Consider the following 25,226-nt stretch of genomic DNA (forward strand, 5'->3'; position numbering starts at 1 on the left):
CGTGGAGGTTCCAAGTCGGTTTGAGCTGAGACAGTCCCGAGAACCAACTCGTCATGTGTCGTTTCGTGGCGGCCGACCGCGCATCGCGGCGCTGCCGGAGGGCAGCGAAGGAAGCTCGTTGGTCAACCGTTCAGGATTGTCGCCGGCCGCAAGGGCAGTGCGGCGGCGGTGTCCGCCGACCGCATAATCCCCCAATGAGTAACAACCTCGTACGTCACGCCCTGGGAATCGACCGTCGGCACTCGGGGACGTTCGCCGCCCTTCCACCTCGGTCGCGCGCCAACTCGGGGCTGGAGATCGACTGCTCTTGCTAATGAACCTTGTGGACCGGAAGTTGCGGGGTCATGCTGGAGGTATGGTGTCCGTCCGAGCGCGCCCGTCCCCACCGGGGGCACACCGCGAACAGAGGGGGCGAGAAGGCATGCGAGGGCAGCCGTTCACCCGCGGTGCCCCTGCAATTCCGGCGGATATTCCACGCCCACCATCGCGGTCGAGCCATCTCATGCCTGTTCCGGATCGCGAAGTACAGCCTCACGCCTAGGGGGTAGTGAGGTGCCAACGTCGGCGATATTGAGGGCAAAGCTTCGCCCACCGGCGCCTCATGGATTGTGGCGGGAGCGACTGCTGCGGGAGTGCTGGGACGCGACGGCGTCGGTGACGATCATCGTCGGTCCGGCCGGATCAGGTAAGTCAACCCTGTTGTCCCAGGTGGCGGCGTCTTCGAATCGCCCGGTCGGCTGGTATCGGGCAACCGAAGACGATTCCACCGAGGGCGCCCTCGGCAATTACCTGTCCGCGGCGGTGCGGGGTATGGGCTGCCGGCTTGCATCGGGCCTGGGATCGGTGGACGAGATTCTGATCGAATTGGACAAATGCGATAGCGCCGATGGATTGCTGATCATCGACGATGTGCACGAGATCGCCGGCAGCGAGGCCGAAAGAGCGTTGGCGCGTTTCGTCGCCTTCCGGCCACCTGGCCTCCGTATACTTTTGGGTTCGCGGCGAACGCCCGAAATCAACTTGCCTCGTCTTGTAGTTTCGGGCGACGCTCGGGAAATTGATCCCGACCAATTGCGGTTCCGGTCCTGGGAAGTCGAGGAGCTGTTCGCGACCGTCTACGGTGCACCACTCGCGCCTGAATCGGCGGCCAGGTTGACACGCCGAATCGGGGGATGGGCGGCAGGACTGCAACTATTCCACCTCGCGACCACCGGGCTCACGGACTCCGACCGGCAGCGTGCCGTCCGAGAACTCACGGTGCATTCCAGACTTCTGCGCGCATATCTCGCTCGGAACGTCCTCTCGGAACTGCCACCCGACCAGCGATGGTTCATGATCCACACGTCGACTCTGGGTCTTATGACGCCCACACTCTGCGACGCCCTGCTGGGAATTACCGGGAGCGGTCGGATTCTGCAGCAGCTGACAGACAATCAACTGTTCACCGAGTGCGACGAGGTGGGTCGGACGTTCCGTTACCACGAGGTGCTTCGCACCCATCTCGAGCTCGCCCTGCTCGAGCTGAAGGGCGAGACGGAAACCTGCTCGTGGTATCTGCGGGCCGCGCGCCTTCTGGAGGGAGCCGGCGAGCATCGCCAAGCGGCACACGCGTACGCCAAGGCGTCGGACTGGGGGGCGGTGTCACGACTCATCCGGGAGGCGACTGCAAGCGAAGTGCCGATCGGCGACGACGATCCCTTGCTCAGCTGCGGCGAGTGGCGAACCGATCCCTGGCTGGCGCTCGCGCTGGCGCGCCTTCGCGTCCGAGAGGGAGCCGTCGGCCGAGCCGACGAGGCGTATCGGGCGGCCCGGGCCCTGCTCGACGATCCGGAGTTCGTCGGGCGATGTGAGTCCGAGCGTCTATCACTGGCCGCATGGCTGCCTGGGGCACCTGCCGGCGCACGGTCAGCAAACCACTGGCTTACGCCCCTGCGTGCCGCCCTGTGGTCCGCCCCGGCAGATCTATTCGCCGCGGATCCCTCGTCGGGCTCCCCGCGGGATCGCTTCGTGAATGGCATGTGCGCGCTTGCCGCGGGCGAAATCGATTGGGCCGGGGAGGCGTTGAGGGCGGTACAATTCACGGCCGACCCGATACCGTCGATGGCGGCACGTCTTGCCATCGTGGTCATCGACGCATTTCGCGGCACAACACCGGATCCATCGGTCGTGCACGATCTCGCCTCGACGTGTTATCGCGAGGGATTGCCATGGCTCGAACGTGTGTGTCGCGGAATGCAGGAGTTGCTGCTTGTCCGGGAGCTTCCCGCAGAATGGCGCGTCGATGTCTGCGCGGAGATGGTGCGTGAGTGCGAGGAGGTCGGCGACCATTGGGGAGCCGCATTGATGACATTCGGACTCGCGCTGACCGCGCGATGTCGACACGATCCGGATGCGGCCCAGCGATTCGGGGACGCGGCCGTCCGCTTCGGGCAACTCGGTGCCCCGGTACTGGCGGTATGGTGTCGCATCCTGAGACTCGACGACGCCGCACCCGAAAACGCCGGTCTAGCAGAGCAGGCCGCTGTGGCGGCGCGGGGACTCGGGCTGCACCGCGCCGAAGCGATCGCCCTGTCCTACGCGGCAGCGGAGGACAGGTCCCACGGTCGGGGACACCTTCCCTCGCTCGGCTCTCTCGTAGCGGGGACTTCGGGTACGAACGGGAAAGTCCGGGGCACCGGGCTACCCCCGGTGGGAATCTTCTGCTTCGGCGGCTACCGGCTCGAGGCGTTCGGCCGGGTCGTCGAGCTCGAGGGTCTGCGGCCGCAGGCGCGCACGTTGCTACGACTGTTGTCGATGTCACCGAACCGTGACTGCCACCGCGAGTCGCTCGAGGATGCGCTGTGGCCTGGTGTCCCACACGACGCCGCATGCCACCGTTTGCAGGTCGCCGTTTCGAGCGTTCGAGGCCTGCTGCGCGCCCACGGGATGGCACTGCTGCGACGCGACGAGTGCTATCGGCTCTGTGTTTCCGCGGACGGTTTCTCCGATGTGCTGGAGTTCGAGCGCGCGCTTGCCGACGCCGCCTCGCTCCGCAAACGAACGGATGTGCGGGCCCGGGTGGCCGCGCGGGCGCACGCACTCACCCTCTACACCGGGGACCTCCTGCCGGAGGACGGCCCCGCCGAGTTCGTCACCACCGAGCGGCAGCGACTGCGCCACAGCGCTGCGGTCGCGGCCGCCGCCCTGGCCGAGGACTACCTGGTACTCGGCGACGCAGCCGAGGCATACGAGGCGGCGAGACGAGCCGTGGACCTCGATCCCTACCAGGACGCGCCCTGGCAACTGATGATGGAGATTCACGAGAAGGCAGGCGACTCGAGCGCCGCCGTACAGGTGCAGGGCGAATACCGCCGGATCCGGGCTGAGCTCGGTCTCCCGGAGAACACCTCAACCGTCGTCCGCGGTGGCGGTCACCACCTCGACATGGTGGGGAATGTGCGCCGGTTTGACGGCATCGACTAGCGCATCGAGTCTGCGCTCGTCGATCGCCGAACGATCGGTTACCACCAGCCGAACGGTCAGCAGCGGATGAGGCTTACCCGGAGGCGGGGTCCCGGGTGTCGTGGACGCGACGATGCCCCCGGATTCCTCGATCTCTGGTTCGACGTCGAACACCGCGGCGACTGCCTCGCGTACGCTGCGCGCGGTGCCGCGGGCCGCGAGCGTACGCACCCCCGCCCGTATGAGGTCGCGCCGACGTGCCTCGGTCTCCCGACCGACGAAGGTGAGTCCGATCCACCCCGCGAGCCAGCCGAGCATGTCTTCCGGGGCAGTGGACGGATCGAGGTAAGCATCGAACGAATCGAGCGTCGTGAACACGGGCGCGAGCAATTCGTCGAACGCGGCACACAGTTGCTGGGTGTACCAATCCTGCTGATACACCGCGGGTACCGTCTCGCCGAGCGGTCGTGCCGACGGGAGTCCGTCGATTGTGCCTCTCATGCCGGCCTCACTACCTGGTGATCGTAGGAGTACACGAGCGCGTTGGCAGCAACGGGCACGACGGTCACACGCTCCCGTTTCCGGGTGGCCGGATTCGCGGTGTACAGGCGAACCATCATTTCGCTCGACATGTCGATGCCGGGAACGGTACTGATCGCTGCGCCGATTTCGCTTTCCTGCACGGGGCGCCCGATCGGCCATCCGCGACCGTGTGGGCCTCCGTGAAGCGGATGGAGCACCCGGTACAGGGCTGTGAGGATGCCGGATTCGACGTGGGCGCGTACGAATCCGGGCAGTGGATGCATTCCCACCACCACGGTGACCGCTTGGTAGGCGGGGGGCTCGATCACGAGCCGGGTGCCGACGAGGCGACGTTCGTCGAGGAACCGTCGAATCCGTTCGACGGTCTCGGTCGGCGGTGTGAGATCCGCGAGTTCGACTCTGCCCAGTTCGTCGGAGGTTACGTGCGGCACGAGAAGTACCCGGACCACCCCCTCGGAAGCATTCTGTGCCGGCAGGCAGTGCACGCGGGCGATCTCCGGAGCGACATCGCGTGTCAGATCCTCGAAGTCCTGGGCGGTGACCGCGCGACCGCGCGAATGCAGGATCAGTGGTCCGCGGGTCTTGACGTCCTCGAGTGTCTCCGCGGGCGCTCCGCCGATCACCGGACTGCGATTTTCGACGCGCGAGATGTACGGCACGCTGGTCTTCAACACACGGATGCGACCGGTCGCGACATTGCCTTGCGCGCCGCCGCCGGTTCGATACGCCGCCATTCGCAGTGGCGCGGACTTGGGTGGAATCGCACCGTACTGACGAAGCGTGCCGGCCGACTCACGCACGGCCGGCCCGAACGTCACCTCGCCGGAGACCGCGTCGACATGAAAGACCTGGTCCACTTCCGTCGCCTCGGCGAAGTGGTCCACATGCCGCCATATCGACTCGCCATCGCCATCGACCGCGACGACGCCGCAACCCGCCCAGGGCAGAACCGGCACGTGCTGGAGACGAAAGTGTTGGGCGGCCGTGCCGTCGGAGTTGCCGAGCGGCTCGTCGCGGATGACTCGGGCATGCACGATCGAGGCGGTCCCGCCGATCGTGCTCGCGGCCACTCTCCGTATCCGAGGAGGTTCGGAATAGGTTCTTTGGCTGGGCTCCGGTTCCCGCAGCCGGCAGCGAACCCATCCCTTCCGGACCCCGGCCAGTACGGATTCGTCGTGATCATCCGGCAGGTGCAGGACGACATCGCCCGGCTTGTTCAGGCCTCCCGTTTCATCGCGGTCGACCGGACATTGTTTCCAGCCGCTCGGCGTCTTCGCCTCCCACACCAGAGGGGGGCGCCGCGGGTCGACACCTATGCCCGAGACCTCGCAGTCGATGCGCAGCAACACCGCACACGAGGGCACGGCGTTGGACAGGCCGATCATCAAGCAATCTCCCGGACGGGGTGCCGGTGAGAAACACGTGAAGCCGGAACCGCGCATCTCGTTGGTCCGCTCGGTCGGATCTTCGCCGACGAGTTCGACCCCGACCCACGGTGCGGTACACGGAACGATGTCGAGCTGCTCGACCGTCGTGAACACCACAGGCTCGGTGACGTCCGTGCGATCTGTGCCGACTTCGGTCTCCGCACGCACGACCACGACCTGGGATTGCGGGGCCGACAGCCAGAAGGTCACGGTTCCCTGCGCGACTCCGGGCGGTCGCCGCTCCACCCCGATCAGTTCGAGGAACTTGACGTAGTGGCGATCGGGAACGCGATTCAATCGGTAGATGAGCTGGTCGACCATCATCGCGAACGTTTCGATCAGGGTGATGCCGGGATCGGAGATGTTGTGATCGGTCCAGTCGGGGCATCGGGACCGAACGAGTCGGCGCGCATCGTCGACGAGCTGCTGGAAGCGCCGGTCATCGAGGTCGGGGGCGGGCAACACGACGCTCACCCCGCCTGTTGTCGTTGTGTGGTGAGAAATGACTCTTCGGGCTCGTCGACGATCAGGTAGAACGGAAACACCAGATTGCGTACATCGCTGCGCTCGTGGATCGAATAGGCCACGTCGATGTAGCACGTCCCGGGTGCGGCCGGGTCGAATCGGACCCCGACGTCGAGCACGTCGATTCGCGGCTCCCACTGGGAGAGGGCTTCGTGCACGTCGGCGGCGATCGCCGCCGCGGTAGCTTCGTTCGCCGGGGAGAAGATGTGTTCGTGCACCCGGCAGCCGAACTCCGGGCGCATGGGCCGCTCGCCGGGAGCGGTCCGGAGGATCAGCTCGATCGCCTGCTCGATGTCGCGGGATCCGGTGGCCAGTGCGATGCCGCCGACGGCGTCGACCTGGACCGGGTAGTTCCACCCGCTGCCGATGAAGTCGATGGGCATGAGCTCAACCTCCGATCAGTACTGTTACCGCGCCGGAAACGATCGGTGCACCGCAGGCGGACAGGTCACCCACCCGCGCGGCAGGCATTCCGCCGATGAGGACGGTCGCCGACCCCGGTCCGGCGATCATCGTCGGCGGATGGACGGCGGGGGGTGGAAAGCTGCAGATATGTGGGGTCCCCACGGTCGCCGCCGGCTGTCCGGCGATGAGCACGGTGGGTACCCCGGGTGGCCCGATCACACCCGGATGGCCTGTTGGGTCACCGACCCGCGCCGCAGGGGGCATGCGTCCTCCCATCAATTGATCTTGACCGGCGTACCCGAGATGACGGCCGGTCCACCGGCCTTGAATTCGGCCGTGGTCTTGGCGGATATCTTCACGCTCGGGCCGTCTGCCGCCACGCCGCCGGCGTCGACGGCGATCGAGCCGCTGCCACCGGAGATCGTGACCGACCGCTTACCGTTCAGCACGATATCGGCGGCGGTGAGCGCGAGCTCGGCGTCGGCCGCGTCGATCACCACCCCGCGCTTGCCCTCGACGAGAACTGTCCCGTCGCTGTCAATTTCGACCTTGGTACCGATCTTGTCGAGGACGAGACGAAGCTTGCCGTCCCCGGTCTCGACGGAAACGCCTTCGATCCGTCCGTTCTCGTCGAGCAGGTCGAGGCGATGGCCGTTGCGTGAGACGAACGACCGCCGATTGACGGCGCCGGATCCGCTGTCGATCAACGCTGGGCCCTTCCCACCAACCGTGTCGACTCCGTTGTACAGGCCACCGAGAACGTAGGGTCTGCGCGGATCGTGCTGCTCGAAGGCGACGAGCACTTCGTCGCCGACCTCCGGGACGACGAGCGCCCCGCGTTCCTTACCGGCGCCCGGCTGCAGGACACGGGCCCAGTCGCTGACGTAATCCGCCGACAACCACGGGAAGGTCAAGCGGACCCTGCCCTGGTGTGAGGGATCCCGGGCGTCGCTGACCTGCGCAACGACGACGCCCTGCCCGGACGCGCCGCCGGTGCCGGACGCGAGTCCGTACAGGCTACGCTCCTGCCGCCCGGTCACCGACAACGAGGTGGTGTACCCGCCCGCGCCGGGCTCGTACCGATGCCGTGCCGCGGTCACCAGGTACTTCCCGTCGAATGGTTCGCCCATGTTCGCCAGGCAGATCGGGGTATCGGCGCGCAGCTTCGGGTTTCCCCGTACCACGGCGTCGACCTGGGCGAAGGAACCTCCGATGACCTCGGCGATGGCCGTGGCCGCCGAGTCGGCCTCGGGTTGGGTCCGATACGCGACGTCGGTGGCGACGTAGGTGGGGTCGCCGAAGGCCGCCGCGACCGTGGCAGGCGTAATGGTCGGCAGATCGGCGCTTTTCGTGTCCGCACCGGCCTCCGCGACGATCGCCTTCTTCTGTGACACGTCCCAGCCGCGGACCTGCACCTTGGCGACCTGATCGGCGGCTGTCACCACCGACCGGATACGGAGCAGGTCTTTCCCGAAGGTGAGAACGAGTGGATCCTGGCTGGAGGTGCCCAGCCCGTGCGGGGCGTCCGCGGCGGGCTTACGCGGACCGAAGTCGAGCTTGTTGTCCCGAACCGCGACCTCGAAGCCGACGCGCTTGGCGAGAGCATCGAGAAACTCCCAGTCGCTTTGTCCGCACTGAGCCAGATGATCGAAGACGGTGCCGGTCGATGTCACCTCGCCGACCTCCAGCCCTGCGCGATGTGCGACGGCCACGGCCGCGTCCGAGGCCGTCGTCTGGGTGTAGGCCGTCGTGTGTTTACCGCGAAAGAGCCGGTGAGCGCAGTCATACCCCCGGATCGTCGTAAATGTCCCCGTCCCGTCGAAATCGAGTTCGACCGCGGTGACTTCGCCGGACACCAGGGGCTCGGGCGTATCGACGGCATCGGTCGTGACCGCGACCTGCACTTTCGAACCGATTTCGACCTTCGATTGCGCAAGCAGTGTTCGGTCGGTGTCGCGGAACCGGAGGCTGAACGTGTCCGGCACGCGCAGGCTCGTATCCACGATCGCGGACACGAGCAGCGCTGAGAGGTTGTTCGCCAGCGGACCGCCGTCGACTTGTACGAGGAGTCCCGAGGTGGATGTCATCGTGATCAACCGATCCCGTTCAGCAAGTCCGACACGCCGGGCAGGACCACCGACTGCCCGGCGGCCACTCGCATCGGGTCGTCGATGCCGTTATAGGCGGCCAGTGGTCGCCACAGCGTGGGATCTCCGTACTCGCGATACGCAAGTAGAGGCAATGTGTCACCCTCGACGAGCTCGTGGACCCGCATCGGCGTGATCGCCCCCGAGGAAGGATTCTGGGGGCGGGGTTCCCCTGGCATCTCCTCCATGTTCACGGTGCAGACGGCGCGAATCGGCTTCCCTGTGGGCGAGAACAAAGTGTATTTCGCGTTCACCTGGGTCACGAAGGCGTTGAAACTCGACGTACCGCCCCACGTGAGTACCACCAGCGGCGGCATCGGTTTGGGATCCCTCTCGTCCACCGGCACACAGCAGGAGAAGAGTTGCTCGACCGACTTGACGACGTCGGTGTCCTTCTCGAGGGTGGCGTCGAAAAACATCTCCAAGGTGAGCTTGCACGGATCCGGCCCGGAGAACTCGGGAGGGCCGGCCTTTTTCGTCCCTTTCGCGGGGTTCCGGTCCCACTTCGCGGACTTCGAGATGGTGATCTCTTTCGGATTGAACTGAAACCCGATTTTCCCGATGGGGCTTCCCCGTTTGCTGCCGCCGGCCGCCTTCTCCGCCGTGTACATGGTGAGCACCGCATGGTCTTTCACCTTCGGCGGCATCACGTCCTTGCCCGCAGAGCCACCGCCGGCCTTGGTTGTGCCTCCGGTACTGGCGAGTGCGATGACGTTCGTCATGGTCACTTCTTCCGCGATCCGGGCAAGATACCGTGATGGGCGATTTCGAGGGTCTCGGTCGCTACCTTGGCAGTGTCGACATTGAGACTGGGCCCCGTCCATCGGACCGGAACCACTCCCTGCAGAGACCATCCCGCGACGATCGTCCCGTCGGCCGAGCAGGCATAGATCCCGGCCGTGGTCGGTTCGAGACTATCGAGGGCCTTTCCCAGCCAGTCGGTCAGTTGCCGGCTCTGTGGACCGACCGGCCGGGTCAATTTGACGTTGGTGTACTTCATCCGGCTGGGAAGTTGCCACACCATCGTGTTGTTGCCCCCCTCCTCACGTTGTTCCATGACGATCTCGACGCCGAGCCCCTCGCAGCTGTTGAAGACGCCCAGATCCTCACCATCTACTTCCACCATGAAGCACACGCTCACCGCGGGATCGTTGTTCGGCTGTGTCACCGGTTCGTCCTCCTTGCTCACAGTCTCGGATCGGAGAGCAGACCAGCACGCTCGCGGTCGAGCCAGAGTTCGGTCTTGATGCGCGTCACGATCGGTTCGTACAGACGGCGAGCGAGCTCATCGATGTTCGGGCTCGCAAGTCCGGCGGGTGGCCCCGTCGATGACGCTGGTGGCGCAGTCCCGGGTATGGGCGGCGCTCCGAAATCGGAGACGGACTCGGTGGGCCGGGGTCCCTCGGCCTGCCGTTGCGCCACCGGCGGCGGGTCCTCGAGTTCGTCGTGATCGTTCTCGCGGGCCACATTTGCGAACATCTCGCGCAGCGAGACCTGTCGATCGTGGTCGAACGCAACCGTTTTTTTCGGTGGTTGCCGAACGGACGCTCCGATGCCCGGGAGCCGTTGCAGATCGTAGCGAGGAGCCGGTGCCGTTGGCGCCACGTGCGCCGCTTCGGGGGTTTCGCCGAGGTTCGGCAAGGGACCCACGTGCTCGGTGTGCGACATCGGTGCGCCGATTCCCGCGGGGACGGTCGTGACGCGAAGCACGGGGAGCGGCGTTTCGTGCATCGGTGTTCGGACTCCTGGCCGTGGCCGTTGTGCCGGGGGCTCGGACACAGGTTCCGATGCGTTGGGAGCTCGGTTCGCGGTGTCTCCCGTGATGCTCACGCGCTGCGCGGAAATCCGTTTCGACGGGTCCGACAGGTCATGGTCGCGGTCTTGTCGACCGGTACGGGCGACACCTGGTTCCACCTTCGGAATTTCGGTCGGCACCATGCCTGGCAACGTGATCTCAGAGGGTGAAACCACTGTGATTCCGTCGGATCGGGTAGGTGATCGACCAGGGCCGGGCCTCGGCAACCGATTCGGGGAACGCCGCTGAACGGGCACACCCGAGGCCTCCCCTACGGTTCGAATCGGCCGCGGTGAAAGCTGTTCTACCGGTGTCGTGTTCGACGGCACCGGCTCGAACGATGCGGCCCGATGCCGGGCAGGAACAGGGGGCTCTGACGATGTGGTCGGGGCGCTGAGGTTCGGTGTGTCCGAGGGCGCTCGGCCAGGCCGTTCGGTGACCACCGGGCGATGCGGGGGATTCATCGGCGTTGGTGCTGTAGTAGCCACAACCTCGAGGGCCGGAACGCCGCCGATGGGCTCGGTGTACCGACAGGAATCGTTCTGCACCGGAGACTGCCCGGGAGGGCCGGACGTAGCAGTGACGACTGTGTTCGCCTCGGTAGCAGTGAGTCGTTGCTGCACAATCGGCTCCGGAGTCACGACGTCGCGGGGTGGCGCGACGCTGGTGGCGGACAGCGCTTCGGCGGCTTCGGCAGTGGCCGGGTCGAGCGGCGAAAGCGGCACGGGCGAAGCCGCTCTCTCGGATTCGATATCCCGGCCGATGTGATCCGAGGGAGCGGAATATCGATCGAGCACCGCGGGAGCGGGTGCCGTGGGCTTGTTGCGGGGGTGTGGGGTGTCTGTCGCAGATCGTTGCACGGGAGTGTGGGGTGGTTGTCCGGCTGCGGCGGGGTGCCGGGAGGGCGGGGGAGCCGGCGCCGTGGGCTCCGTGCGAGGCTGTGGTGTATCCGTCTGCACACGTGGTGTATCCGTCTGCGCCCGTTGCACGGGCATGATCGGGATCGGAAACTGCACGACCTGGGCTCCGACGGCAGATCTGCCGTGGGTGCGGGGCCGACCCTCGTTGCTCCGGCCGAGTTGCTGCTCCCTGTCGGCCGGGGAGCTCCATGGCTCCCCAGGACGAACACCTCCACTCCCGGGTCCGTCGGCGATCGGGAGGAGCAGCGGTTCTTCGAGAATGGGCGCGGTGGTCATCTCCGGCCGTAAGGCATCTGCTTCGGCTTGTCGGGGCGGTCGCGTCGAATCGGCCTGGTGCCCCGCGGCACCGATTGTTGCGCGTCGAATCGGACCGAACGTCCGGTGTCGCGGATGCGGTGCGCGCTCAGGCGGTTGCGCGACGCGACGGGCGACAGCGCGCGCTGCGATCGCAAAGATCGGCAGTGACGCCTCTGTGCCGACCACCGGCTGGACCGGCAGGACCAGGCCGGGGTTCCGTGAGGTGGTCAAAGCTGCGGTGAAGGCGCCGAGCGGGGCGGTCGGCTGCATCGCATCGATTGCTCGCTGCAGTGGAGGCAGTGCAGGCCATTCCGGCGAGAAAGAGTCATCATGACCCCTTTCCGACGGCCTGCTCGGTTCGGTCGACCGCTGCCACGGCCACCTGATGTCCATTGTTCACCTCCTCCCGGATTCCGAGGCGAGATTTCGGACCAGCCGCAGGTACCGCTGCCGGTCGGCGTGTTCGAGATCCAGCAGCTGGTCGAGTGACCAGTGCAAGTGGTAGGCGACGTACGCGACCTCCTCATACAGGCGTTCGGTCCCGTACGTCATGATTCCCCCAGGCGGCCCCCGGCGATGTCGACGGCGAAACTGCTACCGCAGTCCGGGCAGGTGACTCCGGCACGGGTATGTCCGTCCTGATTGACCCGCCGATACAGGTCCTGGAGAAATGCCAAATCGGAGGCGAACATGTTCTCCACGATCCCGGCATGCACGTCGTCGATGCCGCCGAGCCGGGAGACCACCCTGCTGATCAGCACTACCGTCAGGTAGGAGGGGTTCTCGCGCACCCGGTCGTCGCGTTGGGAGACCAGTTCGTCCCGGGCCGTGGCCAATCGCATCATGCCATCGCGGTGCACTGTGCCGGTCGCGTCGACGTAACCGCGCGGCAGCAGGAATCCGAACTCGGTGCGCAACGCGGTGCCGGCATCCGAAGCGTGGTCGGGTCGGTCCGGATCGCGTTCTGCCTCCAGCGTTCCGGAACCGTTCACCCTACGCACCGTCCACCTGGAGGCGCTCGAAGGTCAGTACCAGTTTCTCGGTCATGACACTGGTGTCGCCGGCCTTCATCGAGCTGACCTCGAGGCTTTTGGGCCACGCGTTTTCCATGGTGTACCGTTTGACCGGACTTCCCTCGTAGTCGTACACGACGATGGCGCCGCCCTTACGCACGTCCTTCATCTTTCCCAGTTGAGAATCTTTGATCCACTTGTCGAATCCGTGGTCCTCGGTGAGCGGTCGGGTCAGTGTGACCTCGCCGGACTTCCACCGCCCGGGAAGCTTCTTGACGAGGTACTTCCCGTCCTTGGCCTCGTTCGACTTGTACTCGATGACGTCCTGTTCCAGCTTCAGGCCGGTGACCTCGGTGATGGACTTGATTTGGATTCCGTCGAACTCCAGTCCGAAGGAGTGGCCGACCGAGCTGTCGAATTCCGGTAGCGCCATTTCCGTTCCTCACTTTTCCATCTCGTCGATCACTCGGCCACGAGGCTGGTGCCGCCCGCGAACTGGGACAGCCGGAAGATGACGAACTCGGCGGGCTTGACCGGCGCGACACCGATCTGGCAGACCACCTCGCCGGCATCGATGCCCTCGGACGGGTTGGTCTCCTCGTCGCACTTGACGTAGAACGCGTCGTCCGGGGTGAGACCGAAGAGTGCTCCCTTGCGCCACTCGTTGACGAGGAACGCGGCGATGGTCCGGCGCAATTTCGCCCACAGAGCTTGATCGTTCGGTTCGAACACGACCCAGTCGGTGCCGTTGAGGATCGATTCCTCGAGGTAGTTGAAGAGCCTGCGGATGTTGAGGTATCGCCACGCCGGGTCGGAGGAGAGTGTACGGGCACCCCACACTCGTATCCCACGGCCTGGGAAGGAGCGGATACAGTTGATACCGACGGGGTTCAGCAGGTCGTGTTCCTTACGGGTGATCTGCGTTTGGAGCGAGACGGCGCCGCGCACCACCTCATTCGCGGGGGCCTTGTGCACTCCTCTGGTGTCGTCGTTACGACCCCAAATTCCTGCGATGAACCCCGAAGGGGGCAGATAGTTCCCGCCATCAGTGCTGACCCACGGCCAGTACAGGGACGCGTACTTCGAGTCGTAATTGACCTTGTCGGTTCGCCATTCCTTGATCTGCTGAGCGTTGAGCCCAGGCGGCGGGTCGAGGATCGCCATCCGATCACCCATCAGTTCGCAATGCGCAATCATGGCGTTCTGCACGGACTCCACGGTGTCCAGGTCGATCGCGCCACGCTGGTAGGCCGTGAGCAAGTCCGGAACGCAGACAATGGTGATCTCGTCGATCGCTTCCAGGCCGGAGAACCCGCTGCGTTCTGCCACGTCTCCGACGTAGTCGTCGGAGGTGAGCTGCGCGGTCGGCAGCAGCGCGGGCTGCGCAGGGGCGGCGAGCGTGACCTTCTTTCCGGCGGCGAAGTCCTCGACTGCCTGCCCGGCGGGGATCTGCTCGAGCTTGATCGTCGCCGATTGACCGTTGACCATGGTGGCGGCATTGGTCTTTCCACGCCCGGTGGTGACGCCGCTGTACTCCTCGACGGTCTCGCCGCCCTTGCGGACGACGAGGTTGAACGCCCCGTCGGCGGATTCAGGATCGCCTGCTTGCACCTCGACCTCGATACTTCTTTCGGGCGCAGCGGGATCGAGTGCCAGCACACGGAAGTTACCCAGGATGCCCTGAGGTGCGGCCTCGACGGCCTTGGCCGCGGCCTTCGACCCGTTTCCGTCCGTGCCGTCGCCGATCCGGACAATGAACGCATTGCCGCCCCCGTTCTGGAAGTAGGCGAAGACGGAACGCGCGAGACAAGCACCGTCGACGAAACCGCCGAAGGTGCCGGTGAACTGGGTCCAGTTGCTGACCAGTGTGGGTTCGTTGAACGGTCCCTCCTCGGCGAGACCGACGAAGGCCGCGACGGCGGTCCCGACCCCCTCGATCGGCCGGGACCCCGAGTCGATCTCCTCCACGTAGACCCCGGGCGACTGGTAGGTCGGCATAGCGCCTCCTCGGACGGTGTTCGGTGAGATGTGTCGATGGTGCGCTGCTCTTACAGTTGGAGCCAGGATCGGATGCACGTATGGGTGGGCAACGCGCAGTGCGCGAAGAGGCAACTCATCGTCCGCACGACGGGACGGTCGACTCCACCACGCCGTCTGAACTCGCCGCGACCGTTCCTTCCGCGAAGTAGATCCGTGGACCGGGCGGCTCTGGTCGGACTACAAGATCAAAGCAGCCTGACAACTTCGACTTGGTCCCTGGACATGAGCCCTTTCGGGCAACGATCTCTGCCTGCAGGATGCGCACGGTTCGCTTGCGCCCGACTGCGTCCGACGGGTTTGCTCTTCCAATGGATATCGCACGCGAGCGTCGCGAAACAGCACGCGCGGCGGATACGTTGCCTCAGCGAACCGCCGCAGCGCCGGCGACCCTACTCGGACTGCAGCGTCTCGCGGGGAATCGTGCCGTCGATGCTCTGCTGACGGGCGCAATACAGGCACCGGGCACCGGGTTTGTGGTGCAGCGCAGGGAGGAGAACAACGCCCCGCTCGCAGAGATCCAGGGTCTGCCGATGTACGACCTGTTGCCTCGATTGGCCAAGCTCGCAGAGAAGGTTCTCAGTGATGAGGAGGCCGGCGGGTTGGTCGGCGGACCCAGGCTCGTGCTCGCCATGCAGACCGTGCGCGCCAAAATGCAGCGGGATCTGGAATTTCTTCTCAGAGAAAAGAAGCGGGTCGAGACACTTCCCCGGGATCAAATCGCGGACATTGTCAACTTTCTGTGGGGACCGAACGTCGGCACGAGTACCGCGCTCGTGAACACGGATTTGGACATGGATCCGATAATCGCGCCACCGGCCAGTGTCCGACTCCCGGGCGAGGCGGCGCGCGCTGGCGACGGCGGCATCACGGTGGACGACGAGTCCGGCCCGCAAGGCATCAGCGATTTCGAAGAAAACCTGCCCGAGAATCGTAGCCGCATCAGCGGCGTTGTACTGGACCCGGAAACCAAAGAAATCATCGGGTACCGGACGTTTCATGCCGACGGAATCTCCCGACTCGTCGATCGCGAGGGAAATTTTGTCGTGGATGCCGGGGCTGCGGTCGGCGTCGAATCCGAAGGGCTCGGTCCGCTGGACTACGTTCCGACACCGTCCGGCGTCGGCAAGGGCGCCGCTGGCGTCGGCGCGAAACTGTTTGTCAAAGGCGCGCTGAAGAAGGGAGCAGCCTCTGGCGGCAAGGTGACGCTAGGCGCCATACTGAAAATGAAGAATGTCGCCAAGTCTGTCGCCAAGAAAGCGATTTCGCCCAACGCGGAAGGGAAGGCTTTCATTCACGCAGTGCGTTCTGGGCAACGAGTCGGCCGCACATTGTCCGTCGAGGCGGCCGAGTCTCTCGCGAAGAAATTCGACAAGGGCATGCCGATCATCGCAGCCGAAATGAACAAACGCGGCATCATCGGGCCATTCGATTCTTTCTCGGTATTCACCAGAGGCCACGGCGGCGCGTACCAGGCCCACCACATCATTGAACAGTCCGTTCTCGAGTATCTTGGGCACGATGTCCAAAAGGCCCCGTCGATCATTCTGACAGCAGGTCAGCATTCTCCGATTTCTACCGCGCTGGCCAAGAAGATCCCCAAGGACGAATTGGAGCACATGACCAAGAAAGAGATTCTCAATTTATACCGGAAGGTATACAAGGACATGCCGGAGTGGCTCGCCGAAGTGGAGCGGTATCTCAAATAGGACAGGCTCAGCTCAACAAGGTCGTCACTGCGCAGCGCTGAAGCCAGCGACCACCGAAAGGTGCCGTTCGCGGTCTGTCGGGCCCCGCGGCTATTGATTCCGTAACCCGGTCCGCCCCCGGAAGGGGCGGGTCGCCAGGCCGCAGCGGCTCGGGTCTCGTCGATGGCCCGTCGCGCTGAGCGGCCGGAAGTCCATCTGTCGGCTGCTATTTCGGAAACGGCCGGGCAGAGCCGAGGAGTTCGGCGACGGCGCGGTTCCCGTCCAGCCGTTGCAGCGCGAGAAATCGAGCGAGACCCGAGGCAGGCATCGTTCCTCGGCTGAGTTGACGGTCCTGACGGATGTCCTGGTGGCGAGCCTCCCCGTAGAGCGGCTCACTCATGCGTCCATCGTCACATGTCTCGATCGTGGGCGACAGGGCCGAGCGGGTGCCCCTTCGGAGCGGAACCCACTGCCCGAAGGAGCAACGGATACTACGCGGGTGGGCGGTACCCGTGTCGTTGCTTCCACGATGACAACGGAGCACGCTCAACTGACGAGCGTCGAAAGGACAATCCGGTGCAGGAACATCGTTACGACAACGAAGAAGGCGCTCTGCGGCCCAAGTCGTCACGCATCGATGAAACGGATCGGCCGCCGCTCGCGGCCGCGGCCCTGCGGAACCGAGACAACCGGATCGCGGAGGCCGATATTGTCGAACTCCAGCGCAGCGTCGGGAATACGGCCGTCAGCTCGATGCTCGACGACGAACCTTCGCCTGTGCACGACGTCGTCGGGTCGGTCGGGCGTCCACTCGAACCCGACGTTCGGGCGGATATGGAATCGAGGATGGGTCACGACTTCGGCGACGTACGCATACACGACGACGCGGCCGCGGACCACTCTGCCAGAGCGGTCGATGCCCACGCGTACACCGTCGGTTCCGACATCACCTTTCAGCGCGACGCCTACGATCCGACGTCGGTCGATGGGCGGACGACGTTGGCGCACGAACTGACCCATGTGGTGCAGCAACGCAGCGGACCGGTGGACGGGACACCGACCGCGGGGGGAATCAGCATCTCCGACCCGGCCGACCGGTTCGAACGCGAGGCGGTTGCCAATGCGGAGCGGGTCGCCGGGCCGGCCGCGGACTCTCCGGCACCGGCTTCCGCGGCGGTTCAGCGTCAGGACGTCCCGGCCCGGGACGAGGAGGACGAGGTATCCCTGCAGGGTTTGTTCGTGCAGCGGGACGAGGATATCGAGGACGAAACCAGCTGACATGGCAACCTCACCGCCGGTGCCGAATCCGTCGATGGACGACGGCCACCTCTGCGACAACTGTGGCGCCGCGAACGCGGTCGACGCGGAGTTCTGCGCTCAATGCGGCCGGTTCATGGGGCTCAGCACCGGATCGAGCACTCTGGGCGGAAGAACGCTCGCCTCCGAAACTCCTGTCGTGGCGCAACCCCGTCCCGCGACGTCGGATGGCCGAGCGAGCACTTCTGCTGCCGCACCGCTGCCTCGTCCTCGGAACGACTCCACGAGACGCGGGGAGGCGCGGCCCCCGCGCGTCGAGGTCCCCACGCCGGAAGTGATCATCGATCCCGAACGCGGTGCGACATTCGAACTGCAGGTCCACAACACGTCCTCGGTCGTGGACCGCTTTCGGGCACGCCCGATCGACCCGCCGACCTGGCTGAAGTTGACCTACCCGGAAATCACGCTGTATCCCGACCAAGAGGAGACGGCGTCGATCACGATCGTCGTGGCATCGACGAGATTGCCTGCAGCCCAACGTATCATGCTGTCCGTTCAGGTGTATTCCGATGAAGATCCGACGGCGGCAACCGACTTCGCGATCGCGGTCACGGTACCTCCGGTCGGCGACCCGGCCGAACTGCGGGCCGAGCCGGCGCAGGTGCGGCTACGCGATGCGACGTCGGAAAGAATCGAACTGAAACTGGATAATCGCGGCAGCAACTTCCCGCAGCGTTTCGAGTTGACCGGATCGGACCCCGAAGACGTGGTCGGATTCGAATTCTCCGCCACGATTGTCGAAGTTCCGCCCGGTGAAACCCTCAGCGTGGACGTCACGCTCACCGTTCCGGCGCCGGAGGCCGGCAAGCCACTGACACGTCGGCTCACCATCTCCGGAGCAAACGACCAAGCCACCATCGAAACGCAGGTCACCGTCGAGCAGGAAACCTCCGCGGTGCAGCTGCGACTCGACCCCACTGTGATCAAGGCCCGCGATGTTCCACACGGCGAGGGCGGGCTGATCATCGACAACCGCAGGGGCGGCGCGGACCGGCGGATCCAACTCACCGGCCGTGACCCGGAGGGAGCGGTCCGCCTGTCGTTTCGCGAAAGCAACATCCTGGTGCGGGCAGGCACCGAAAGCAGAACTGGCTTTCGGGTCCAATCCACCAATCGACCGACGGAAGCCGAAGTGACCCGAGCGTTCACCGTCGTCGCGTCGGACGGCACCAACGAGAGTACTGCGGACGGCACCTTCGTGGAGACGACCACGCCGGCTCCGATCACCACCGCCGCGATCCGCCTCGAGCCAGAGCAGCTCAACACCCGAGACCAGACATACGGCCGGTTCCGCGCGCTCGTGGACAACACGCGAGGATCCCGCACCCTGAGCGTCCGATTGGGCGGCGCCGATCCGGAACGTGCCGTCGGATTCGATTTCGACCCCTGGATCCTCGACGTCCCAGCAGGCCGGGTGTCCCAGGTCGGGGTGACGGTGTCGGCGGCACTCCCCGCCAGCGGGGAGACGCTCTCCCGGGAAATCACGGTCATCGCCGGTAATGGGGACGGCTCCGTCCAGGCTCGCGCCGCCTTCACCCAGGCGGCATCCCCCGCCCCGATCACGCTCGCGAAGATCCGATTGGAGCCCGAACAGTTCACCCTGCACAACAGCGCTCGCGGGCAGCTTCGCGTCGTGGTCGAGAACAAGAGCCGAGCCCTTCCCCTTCACGTGCGGTTATCGGGACGGGACCCGGAACGCGCCGTCTGGTTCTCCTTCGATCCACCCCTACTCGACATCGCAGCGGGCCAGGTGGGATGGGCGAATGTCGCGATCAACGCCCCACGCCCCGGAACAGGGCGGCAGATTGTCCGCAACCTGCAGGTGGCCGCGGACGACGGCAACGCCATGGTCGAGGCGAAGGCAGAACTCACCCAGACGACATCGGACTTCCTACCGCTGGTACGGATCGTGTGTACGCTGCTCGGGGGGTTGCTCGCCGCTGTCGGGGCCTTCCGCCCTTGGGCGCAGGACGACAGTTGGCTGGTGCCGCTGTACAACGTGACGGATTTCCCCGGCGTCGGCGATTTTCAGAACTTCGTCGACGAAATACGGGATATCGAAGTCGCGGACTCGGGCACCCAGATGAGTCAACCCATCGCGCGTGCAATCGTATTGGCGCTGATCGTGATCATGATGCTGGGCGTCCTGCGCGCAAAAGGCACCCTCACCGTGGTCGCGGCATTGCTCATGGCCGTCGTTACCACCGGCTTCATGGTGTACGCGAGCGTCGTATTCTCTGCGGCCGTGGGGGGAAGCGGGGCGGTGCTCGTGTTCGCCGGCGCACTGCTCGGATGTATCGGCGGACTGTGCGTACGCAGAAAGTAACCGTGAACCCGAGTTCTCATGTGGCCGTGGCGGGCTGCGGCATGAGACGACCGAGCTTGCGATATTCCTGCCGGACGGCCGGGAGAACGTGGGCCATGCCGATCGGCTCGCCGCTCGCTGCGGCAAGGTAGGCGGCGGTGATCGCCGCCGAGCGAATATTGCCGCCGGACATCGTGAACGATCGAGCCAGGTGTTCCACGTCCAGGTCATCTCGGCGCGGCGCGGGCGAGTCGAAGCAGCGTAGCCACAGCGCTCGGCGCGCACCCTCGTCGGGTGTAGGGAAGTCCACAATGGCGTCGAGCCGACGGACAAACGCCTCGTCGAGGTTCGCGCGCAGGTTGGTGGCGAGCACGGCGAGGCCGTCGAAGCTCTCCATCCGCTGCAACAGGTACGCGCTTTCGATGTTCGCATAGCGATCGTGGGCGTCACGCACCTCGCTTCGCTTACCGAAGATCGCGTCCGCCTCGTCGAACAGCAGCACGGCGTTGACGCCACTGGCCTCGGCGAAGATCCGTTCGAGATTCTTCTCGGTCTCACCGACGTACTTGTCGACCACCGCAGAGAGATTCACGGCGTACAGGTCCAGGCCGAGAGCCCCGGCGATCACTTCCGCCGCCATCGTCTTGCCCGTCCCCGAGTCGCCGGCGAACAGCGCCGTCACCCCGCAGCCCCGGCCACCTCCCGGCCGCATCCGCCAGTCGGTCAGCACACGCTCCCGGTAGCGGGCTCGGGAGGTGAGCTCACGCAATTGATCGCTCACTCGCGGCGGGAGTACGAGGTCGGCCCAGGACACCGCGGGTTCGATCCGCGTGGTCAGTCGCTCGAGCCCGGCCGCGTTCTGCGACCGTGCGCCTTGGCGCAGATGATTGCCGGTGAGCTGGGTACCGGTCAGCGAGGCGGACGCCCGAGCGGCACCGATGGCTCGCACGATCTGTGCGGGTCCCAACACGAACTGGGTGGCGACCTCGGCCACGGCGCCGGCGCTTGTCGCATATTGCTGTGCCGCGTCGGCCCACAGACGCGCGCGCTCGTCCGTCGACAGCCGCCCGGACTCGATCTGCAGCGGCACGGCATCGGACCACCTCGGATCCCAGGCGACGGTCCCGGTGAGGATCGTCGGTGTCTTCAGCTCACACAATGCCCGCAGTACAGCACTGCGCTCGGTCAACACGTCAATCGGTGTCACGACCACCCCGGCGCCACATAGCAGTCCCTCGCGACCGAGTACACGCACCGCTGCTACGGGGTCACCGTGCCCGACCAGGCGGGCGGCATCCACACACAGTGCGGGGTGACCCGACCGTTCCAGCGCCGCCACGGCGACCGCCGCACCGGCAGAACCGACCGACTCCCGAATGTAGACGCATCGCTGACCGGCTCCTATCGACCGCGCGACCTGTACGGACTCCGCCGAATCGTATCGCAGTGCGTCCGTCATCAATCCCGCGAGCTCCGAATCCCGACCGTCGTCACCGAGCAGGTGTTGCGTCACCCGATCCGGAACCCTCAGCCCCCGGGTGAGGAATGGTCGCTCGCCGTCCTCGATCAGGACGAGCGCGTTGTCGACCAACGGGGCCCCGGGCGCGAGCCGCGTCCGGTGCGCGGCCACCACCGGGGACACGTCCAGCAATTCGAGGACGAGGCCGACCGTGGCCCGCCGGCGGGTGACGTCGTCGTTGAGGTAGCCGTACAGCCGCTCGAATCGGGAGTCCAGGTCTGGCAGCAAACAGATCAACAGGGCGTCGGCATCGAGGTCGGACAGTGCGGCGGCGCGGGCGAGCCGGCGCAGCCGGAGTTCGGCGCCGGAGGCCTCGGCGGTATCGGCATGCTGTTCCAGCGTCGTGCGCGACAACTGGTCCGGAGGCGGCGGCGTGGGCGACGCCGCGAGGAGGGCGACAACGGATTCATCGCTCAGGTAGAGGCCCCGAAAGGGGTCGTCGGGGGCGGGGTCGCGACCGCGTCGGTGCGCAACCACCGTGCGCACCCGCTCCTCGATCAGCGCACACCGATCGAGTAGATAACGCAGACTTGCGTCCGAGGTCACTGGGATCGCCTCGGCTTGCGCCGTGACCTGCGGAGGGTGAAGGTGGGCGTCGACGTATCATCGGTCAGTGTCTCGAGACCCACCGGACCGTCGTCGGGACCACCGTCGCCGAGATGCTCACGTCTGCGTTTACGCTCTACCGGAGCCGAATCGGCAACCCCCTCGGTGGCCAGACGCGGAGTGCGCAGAGCCGGGGGCGCCGCCGGAAGTGCCTGACCGGTCTGCGACGGAACGCTGACCACGACGTCCAGAGAAGGCTTCAACTCCCCCCCGAGTGCGGTCCATACGTCGGCGAAGGAGCGGTCCTCAGGCGGTGGTAACGCGACCGTGACCGGCACAGGCAGCGCGAGCGTGGCGAGCGAACCGGTCAACAACTCCTGCGGCAGAGCCTCATGGCGGAGCAGACACACCAAGAGACGCCCGAGCAGGCGGTGTTCGTCCTCGGGCCGTTGGGTCCAGGCGGTAACAAGATAGGACAGCTTGAAGTAACGTGGCAGGAGATGCCTGGCACGGACACGTCTGTCCTCGTACTCGTTGACGAGCCCACGCTGCCGCCGACGCAGGTCTTCTCTGATGTCGTACAGGTACACGTCGATCGTCGGCCCCGTGCGTCGGGCCGCCCAATCCTTGGTCGGGGCGTCGAAAACAACTTCGACTTCCGCCTCATCGACCGCTTCCTGCTCGATCAATTGTTTCAGCGCGTCATCGACCTCTGATATCACGGCGACCACCGTCCCATCTCAGAGGCAGCGAGCGAAGAACGCCAGGGCCTGATTTCGGGGCGGGTATGGGTACCCCTATGGGCACCGCCGCCTCAGATCAACCCTTCGCGAACCGCGTAGGCGACCGCATGCGACCTATTGCGAAGCTGCAGCCGAGTCGTGATGTCGTGCAGCACGTTCTTCACAGTGCGCTGGCTGTAGCAGAGCTGCTGCGCAATCTCCGAGGTGTCGTGTCCGTCGGCGACCAGGCGAAGAACCTGAACCTCCCGATCCGACAACCCCGAGAAATACAACCCACGCGGGGCGAGAACCTGTCGTTGCAAGGCGCCGACCTGCCCGAGTAACCGCCCGAGTAGGTCAGGTGGAACAACGCCTTCGCCGGCAATCACCTTCTGGATCGTGCGCACCAGCAGGTCGGGTGTCGCGTCACCGCGACGGAGCAGACCGCTGACACCGCCCTCCGCGGCCGCGACAAGTGTGGCATCGTCGATCACACGCAGCACAAGGAGCACGCGCGGCGAGAAACCTCGTTGGAGGGCATGCAGGGTTTGCATCGTTGCGTCATCGAGGACATCCGCAGCCAAGACGGCGACCTCCGCCGTCTCCGAGTTCGAGCCCTCGACAACGACAACCTCACTGCGCATCCGCAGCTGACTGATCACGCCGGCCTGCAGAATCGAGTCGTCGGCGTACACATACACAGGCACTCGGGGTTGCATTTTTACTCCCGACGGGAGGGGCTGATGGGCAACAACAACTGTCCGGATGACGCTCAACAATGGCTCAACAAGCGAATCCACGCGCTCAACACAGACGACTGGTCACGATGACCTCCCCTCCACCGACATCAATGACCCGGCGCCGGCACTGTGGGGATTCAAGGGTTTTCCGGTCTGATTCGCTGACCGGATGGACAGCGGGTAGGGGCCGTGGTGACGAGACTCGATGCCGTGGCGAAGAAGGAGGCCGAAGCGCCGGCCGAGCAGCGCACGATCGAGTCGTTGAACGCGCGCTACCGTTTGGCGATCAAAGCTCGCGGGCATTTCCCGACCGAGCAGACCGCTTGGGTTCAAGAGGACGACGCAACACCCGCCATAACGACGGGCTTGTGATCTCTTCGCAGTCTTTCTGCAATCCGCTGCCACTCTCGCCTGCTACCAAAAACTCACCCCGGCGGGGCCGGCTTCCGGGACCCGCACCCATCCAGCCGTAACCAAGTGGGACATTTCCTCACTGCGGTCGGTCTGCAGTTCTCTCCAGATCTGGTGTCCAGGCCGATCCCGGGGATCGGCCTGGTCCGGGCAACTCTTGGGGTACCGACCGGCAACAGGTCCGGGAAATGATCCAGGTCCCGGCGGCCCTCACCGACGAAGACGTCGCGCTACGGCTGACAATCGGCCACGAGAAGGCCCCGGATCCACCTGGCGGGATGGCAACGGCGGTCAGCGTCCTGTTCGCCGGAATCGATGAGCGTTTCGGACCAGCCCCGGAGGACGAGACCGAGGACCAGCGCGAGCGGAGGGTTGCTCAGGCGATGATGGATGAGACCCGTCGCCAGGCGATCGCGATCATCCAGGCATTTCGGGCACAGTTCGCAGCCTGCAGTGACGCCGACGTCATCGCGTGGAACAAGGCGATCACCGCATCCGGGCTCGGTGACACTCTCGACCTGGGCGCCGCCGAGCCCGAGCTACAGCGGATCAGCATCGTCTTTGCGCAGCGCGGCAACAGCATCCAGGACCTGCGGCTGAGCCTGGTAGGGTGGCGGCCGGGGCAACTATTGCGCAGCAACGCATTCGGCAATGACAGGAAGCGGGTCGCGGCCTGGTTGCGTACCAATCTCGGATGAGCCGGTGGCCGAGATCCGGCTGAGGTACCCAGGAGTTGGTCCACCTGAGTGGGAGTCGGTTATCGGTGGGTACAGGCAGCAGCCTCCCCACGGGAGTTCGATAGCCCGGGGTGGAGTGTGTGGTTCGCCGACCTCTGGGCGAATTGGGAGTGTCAGGCCTATCTTCGAGGAAGCTCCCACAGTGGCCTTCCATTGCTCTCCGGCGTCAGCACCGGAAGCTTTCTGCGCCAATAAGGCGCGTCTGCAATCCAGACTCTCCCGGTGACTGTGTCGAGGACTGCAACGGTCGTGGTGTTCTCGGTCCCACAGGCGGCGATCTGAAAGCGGCCGATGTGTGACTCATTGGATTGGGCGCCGTTCATTCGGTCTCCTCCTGTGCGCCTTCTGAAATATCACAGGTCCGCCTGGTCGATTACGGGAGGTTATCCTTCTTTCCGGGGCCGTTCGGGCTCTGCCCGATGGCGCCCCGGCGCGCCATGGTTGGTCATGGGAAATATTGTGGTCGGGGGTGTTGCGCCGCGCAGGTACTGCTGGGCACCCATTCGGGCAAATTCCGCTGCCGCTTTCACGGCGTGGTTCGGAACCGTGTGCCGGGCATGAAGAAAGGTATTCTCCGCCGATGGTTCCGGTTACCGGGTCGGTAAGTGCCCGGGCTCGCCAGTCCGCCGAGTTGGCCTGCTCGCCGTCGAACGGCGGTATCGCCTGCACAGTCGGACGATCCCGAAGGCAC

21 protein-coding genes are annotated in these 25,226 nt (G+C 65.4%); 6 read left to right on the top strand and 15 right to left on the bottom strand.

Annotation, left to right across the window (positions count from 1 at the left end; translation table 11 throughout):
- The first annotated feature begins 654 nt into the window (after positions 1-654).
- Complete coding sequence (locus ON38_RS33070; protein WP_157182044.1) at positions 655-3,462, top strand: AfsR/SARP family transcriptional regulator; 2,808 nt, start codon at positions 655-657, stop codon at positions 3,460-3,462.
- Here ON38_RS33070 and ON38_RS33075 read toward each other — a convergent pair.
- From ON38_RS33075 to ON38_RS33125, 12 genes are all read right to left on the bottom strand, one after another.
- On the bottom strand, positions 3,388-3,942 hold the full coding sequence (locus ON38_RS33075) for a phage tail protein (RefSeq protein ID WP_039829282.1): 555 nt from the start codon (positions 3,940-3,942) through the stop codon (positions 3,388-3,390). The genes ON38_RS33070 and ON38_RS33075 overlap by 75 nt on opposite strands.
- Positions 3,939-5,876: a putative baseplate assembly protein gene (locus tag ON38_RS33080; RefSeq protein WP_083873315.1), complete on the bottom strand. Its 1,938-nt coding sequence runs from the start codon at positions 5,874-5,876 to the stop codon at positions 3,939-3,941. Before ON38_RS33080 ends, ON38_RS33075 begins: the two co-directional genes overlap by 4 nt.
- 5 nt (positions 5,877-5,881) lie before the next feature.
- Positions 5,882-6,319 carry a GPW/gp25 family protein gene (locus ON38_RS33085; protein WP_039829286.1) on the bottom strand — a complete coding sequence of 146 codons (438 nt, stop codon included), beginning with the start codon at positions 6,317-6,319 and terminating at the stop codon, positions 5,882-5,884.
- 4 nt (positions 6,320-6,323) lie between these two features.
- Positions 6,324-6,617: a PAAR domain-containing protein gene (locus tag ON38_RS33090; RefSeq protein ID WP_306306712.1), complete on the bottom strand. Its 294-nt coding sequence runs from the start codon at positions 6,615-6,617 to the stop codon at positions 6,324-6,326.
- Entirely contained in the window at positions 6,617-8,428 is a 1,812-nt protein-coding gene (locus ON38_RS33095; protein ID WP_039829291.1) for a VgrG-related protein, read from the bottom strand. The genes ON38_RS33090 and ON38_RS33095 overlap by 1 nt, the downstream gene beginning before the upstream one ends.
- Before the next feature lie 5 nt (positions 8,429-8,433).
- Positions 8,434-9,210 (bottom strand): CIS tube protein, encoded by a 777-nt coding sequence (locus ON38_RS33100; RefSeq protein WP_039829293.1) that lies wholly within the window; start codon positions 9,208-9,210, stop codon positions 8,434-8,436.
- Positions 9,211-9,212: 2 nt separating this feature from the next.
- Positions 9,213-9,677, bottom strand: coding sequence for a phage tail protein (locus tag ON38_RS33105; RefSeq protein WP_245564511.1), 465 nt, complete (start codon positions 9,675-9,677; stop codon positions 9,213-9,215).
- Positions 9,674-10,219 (bottom strand): hypothetical protein, encoded by a 546-nt coding sequence (locus tag ON38_RS33110; RefSeq protein ID WP_039829294.1) that lies wholly within the window; start codon positions 10,217-10,219, stop codon positions 9,674-9,676. Before ON38_RS33110 ends, ON38_RS33105 begins: the two co-directional genes overlap by 4 nt.
- Before the next feature lie 1,677 nt (positions 10,220-11,896).
- On the bottom strand, positions 11,897-12,052 hold the full coding sequence (locus tag ON38_RS36765; RefSeq protein WP_169333323.1) for a DUF6760 family protein: 156 nt from the start codon (positions 12,050-12,052) through the stop codon (positions 11,897-11,899).
- Positions 12,049-12,492, bottom strand: a complete 444-nt coding sequence (locus tag ON38_RS33115) for a hypothetical protein (protein WP_039829295.1) — start codon at positions 12,490-12,492, stop codon at positions 12,049-12,051. The genes ON38_RS36765 and ON38_RS33115 overlap by 4 nt, the downstream gene beginning before the upstream one ends.
- 1 nt (position 12,493) lies before the next feature.
- Positions 12,494-12,946, bottom strand: a complete 453-nt coding sequence (locus ON38_RS33120) for a phage tail protein (RefSeq protein ID WP_039829296.1) — start codon at positions 12,944-12,946, stop codon at positions 12,494-12,496.
- Between the two features lie 29 nt (positions 12,947-12,975).
- The gene (locus ON38_RS33125; RefSeq protein ID WP_039829297.1) at positions 12,976-14,511 is read right to left on the bottom strand and encodes a phage tail sheath family protein; all 1,536 of its coding nucleotides are present in this window, start codon (positions 14,509-14,511) and stop codon (positions 12,976-12,978) included.
- A gap of 350 nt (positions 14,512-14,861) precedes the next feature.
- Here ON38_RS33125 and ON38_RS33130 point away from each other — a divergent pair, with 350 nt between their 5' ends.
- The 3 genes from ON38_RS33130 (at position 14,862) to ON38_RS33140 (ending at position 19,881) form a co-directional block, all read left to right on the top strand.
- A complete protein-coding gene (locus tag ON38_RS33130; RefSeq protein WP_157182045.1) occupies positions 14,862-16,259 on the top strand; it encodes a hypothetical protein in 1,398 nt (465 codons plus the stop codon).
- A 555-nt stretch (positions 16,260-16,814) separates the two neighbouring features.
- Positions 16,815-17,516, top strand: a complete 702-nt coding sequence (locus tag ON38_RS33135) for an eCIS core domain-containing protein (RefSeq protein WP_039829299.1) — start codon at positions 16,815-16,817, stop codon at positions 17,514-17,516.
- Between the two features lie 313 nt (positions 17,517-17,829).
- Positions 17,830-19,881 carry a COG1470 family protein gene (locus tag ON38_RS33140; RefSeq protein ID WP_039829301.1) on the top strand — a complete coding sequence of 684 codons (2,052 nt, stop codon included), beginning with the start codon at positions 17,830-17,832 and terminating at the stop codon, positions 19,879-19,881.
- 16 nt (positions 19,882-19,897) lie between these two features.
- Here the strand turns inward: ON38_RS33140 and ON38_RS33145 are convergent, their stop codons facing one another.
- From ON38_RS33145 to ON38_RS33155, 3 genes are all read right to left on the bottom strand, one after another.
- The gene (locus ON38_RS33145) at positions 19,898-21,925 is read right to left on the bottom strand and encodes an ATP-binding protein (RefSeq protein ID WP_039829303.1); all 2,028 of its coding nucleotides are present in this window, start codon (positions 21,923-21,925) and stop codon (positions 19,898-19,900) included.
- On the bottom strand, positions 21,922-22,656 hold the full coding sequence (locus ON38_RS33150) for a Pvc16 family protein (RefSeq protein WP_245564513.1): 735 nt from the start codon (positions 22,654-22,656) through the stop codon (positions 21,922-21,924). The genes ON38_RS33145 and ON38_RS33150 overlap by 4 nt, the downstream gene beginning before the upstream one ends.
- Positions 22,657-22,739: 83 nt before the next feature.
- Entirely contained in the window at positions 22,740-23,366 is a 627-nt protein-coding gene (locus ON38_RS33155; protein WP_039829305.1) for a response regulator transcription factor, read from the bottom strand.
- A 231-nt stretch (positions 23,367-23,597) separates the two neighbouring features.
- Between ON38_RS33155 and ON38_RS33160 the strand changes: the two genes are divergently transcribed.
- Positions 23,598-23,759: a hypothetical protein gene (locus ON38_RS33160; protein WP_157182046.1), complete on the top strand. Its 162-nt coding sequence runs from the start codon at positions 23,598-23,600 to the stop codon at positions 23,757-23,759.
- Between the two features lie 227 nt (positions 23,760-23,986).
- Entirely contained in the window at positions 23,987-24,496 is a 510-nt protein-coding gene (locus ON38_RS33165; RefSeq protein ID WP_039829308.1) for a hypothetical protein, read from the top strand.
- Positions 24,497-25,226: the final 730 nt, after the last annotated feature.

Origin of the sequence: Nocardia testacea NBRC 100365 (genome assembly GCF_000308775.1) — a bacterium.
Lineage (GTDB): Bacteria > Actinomycetota > Actinomycetes > Mycobacteriales > Mycobacteriaceae > Nocardia > Nocardia testacea.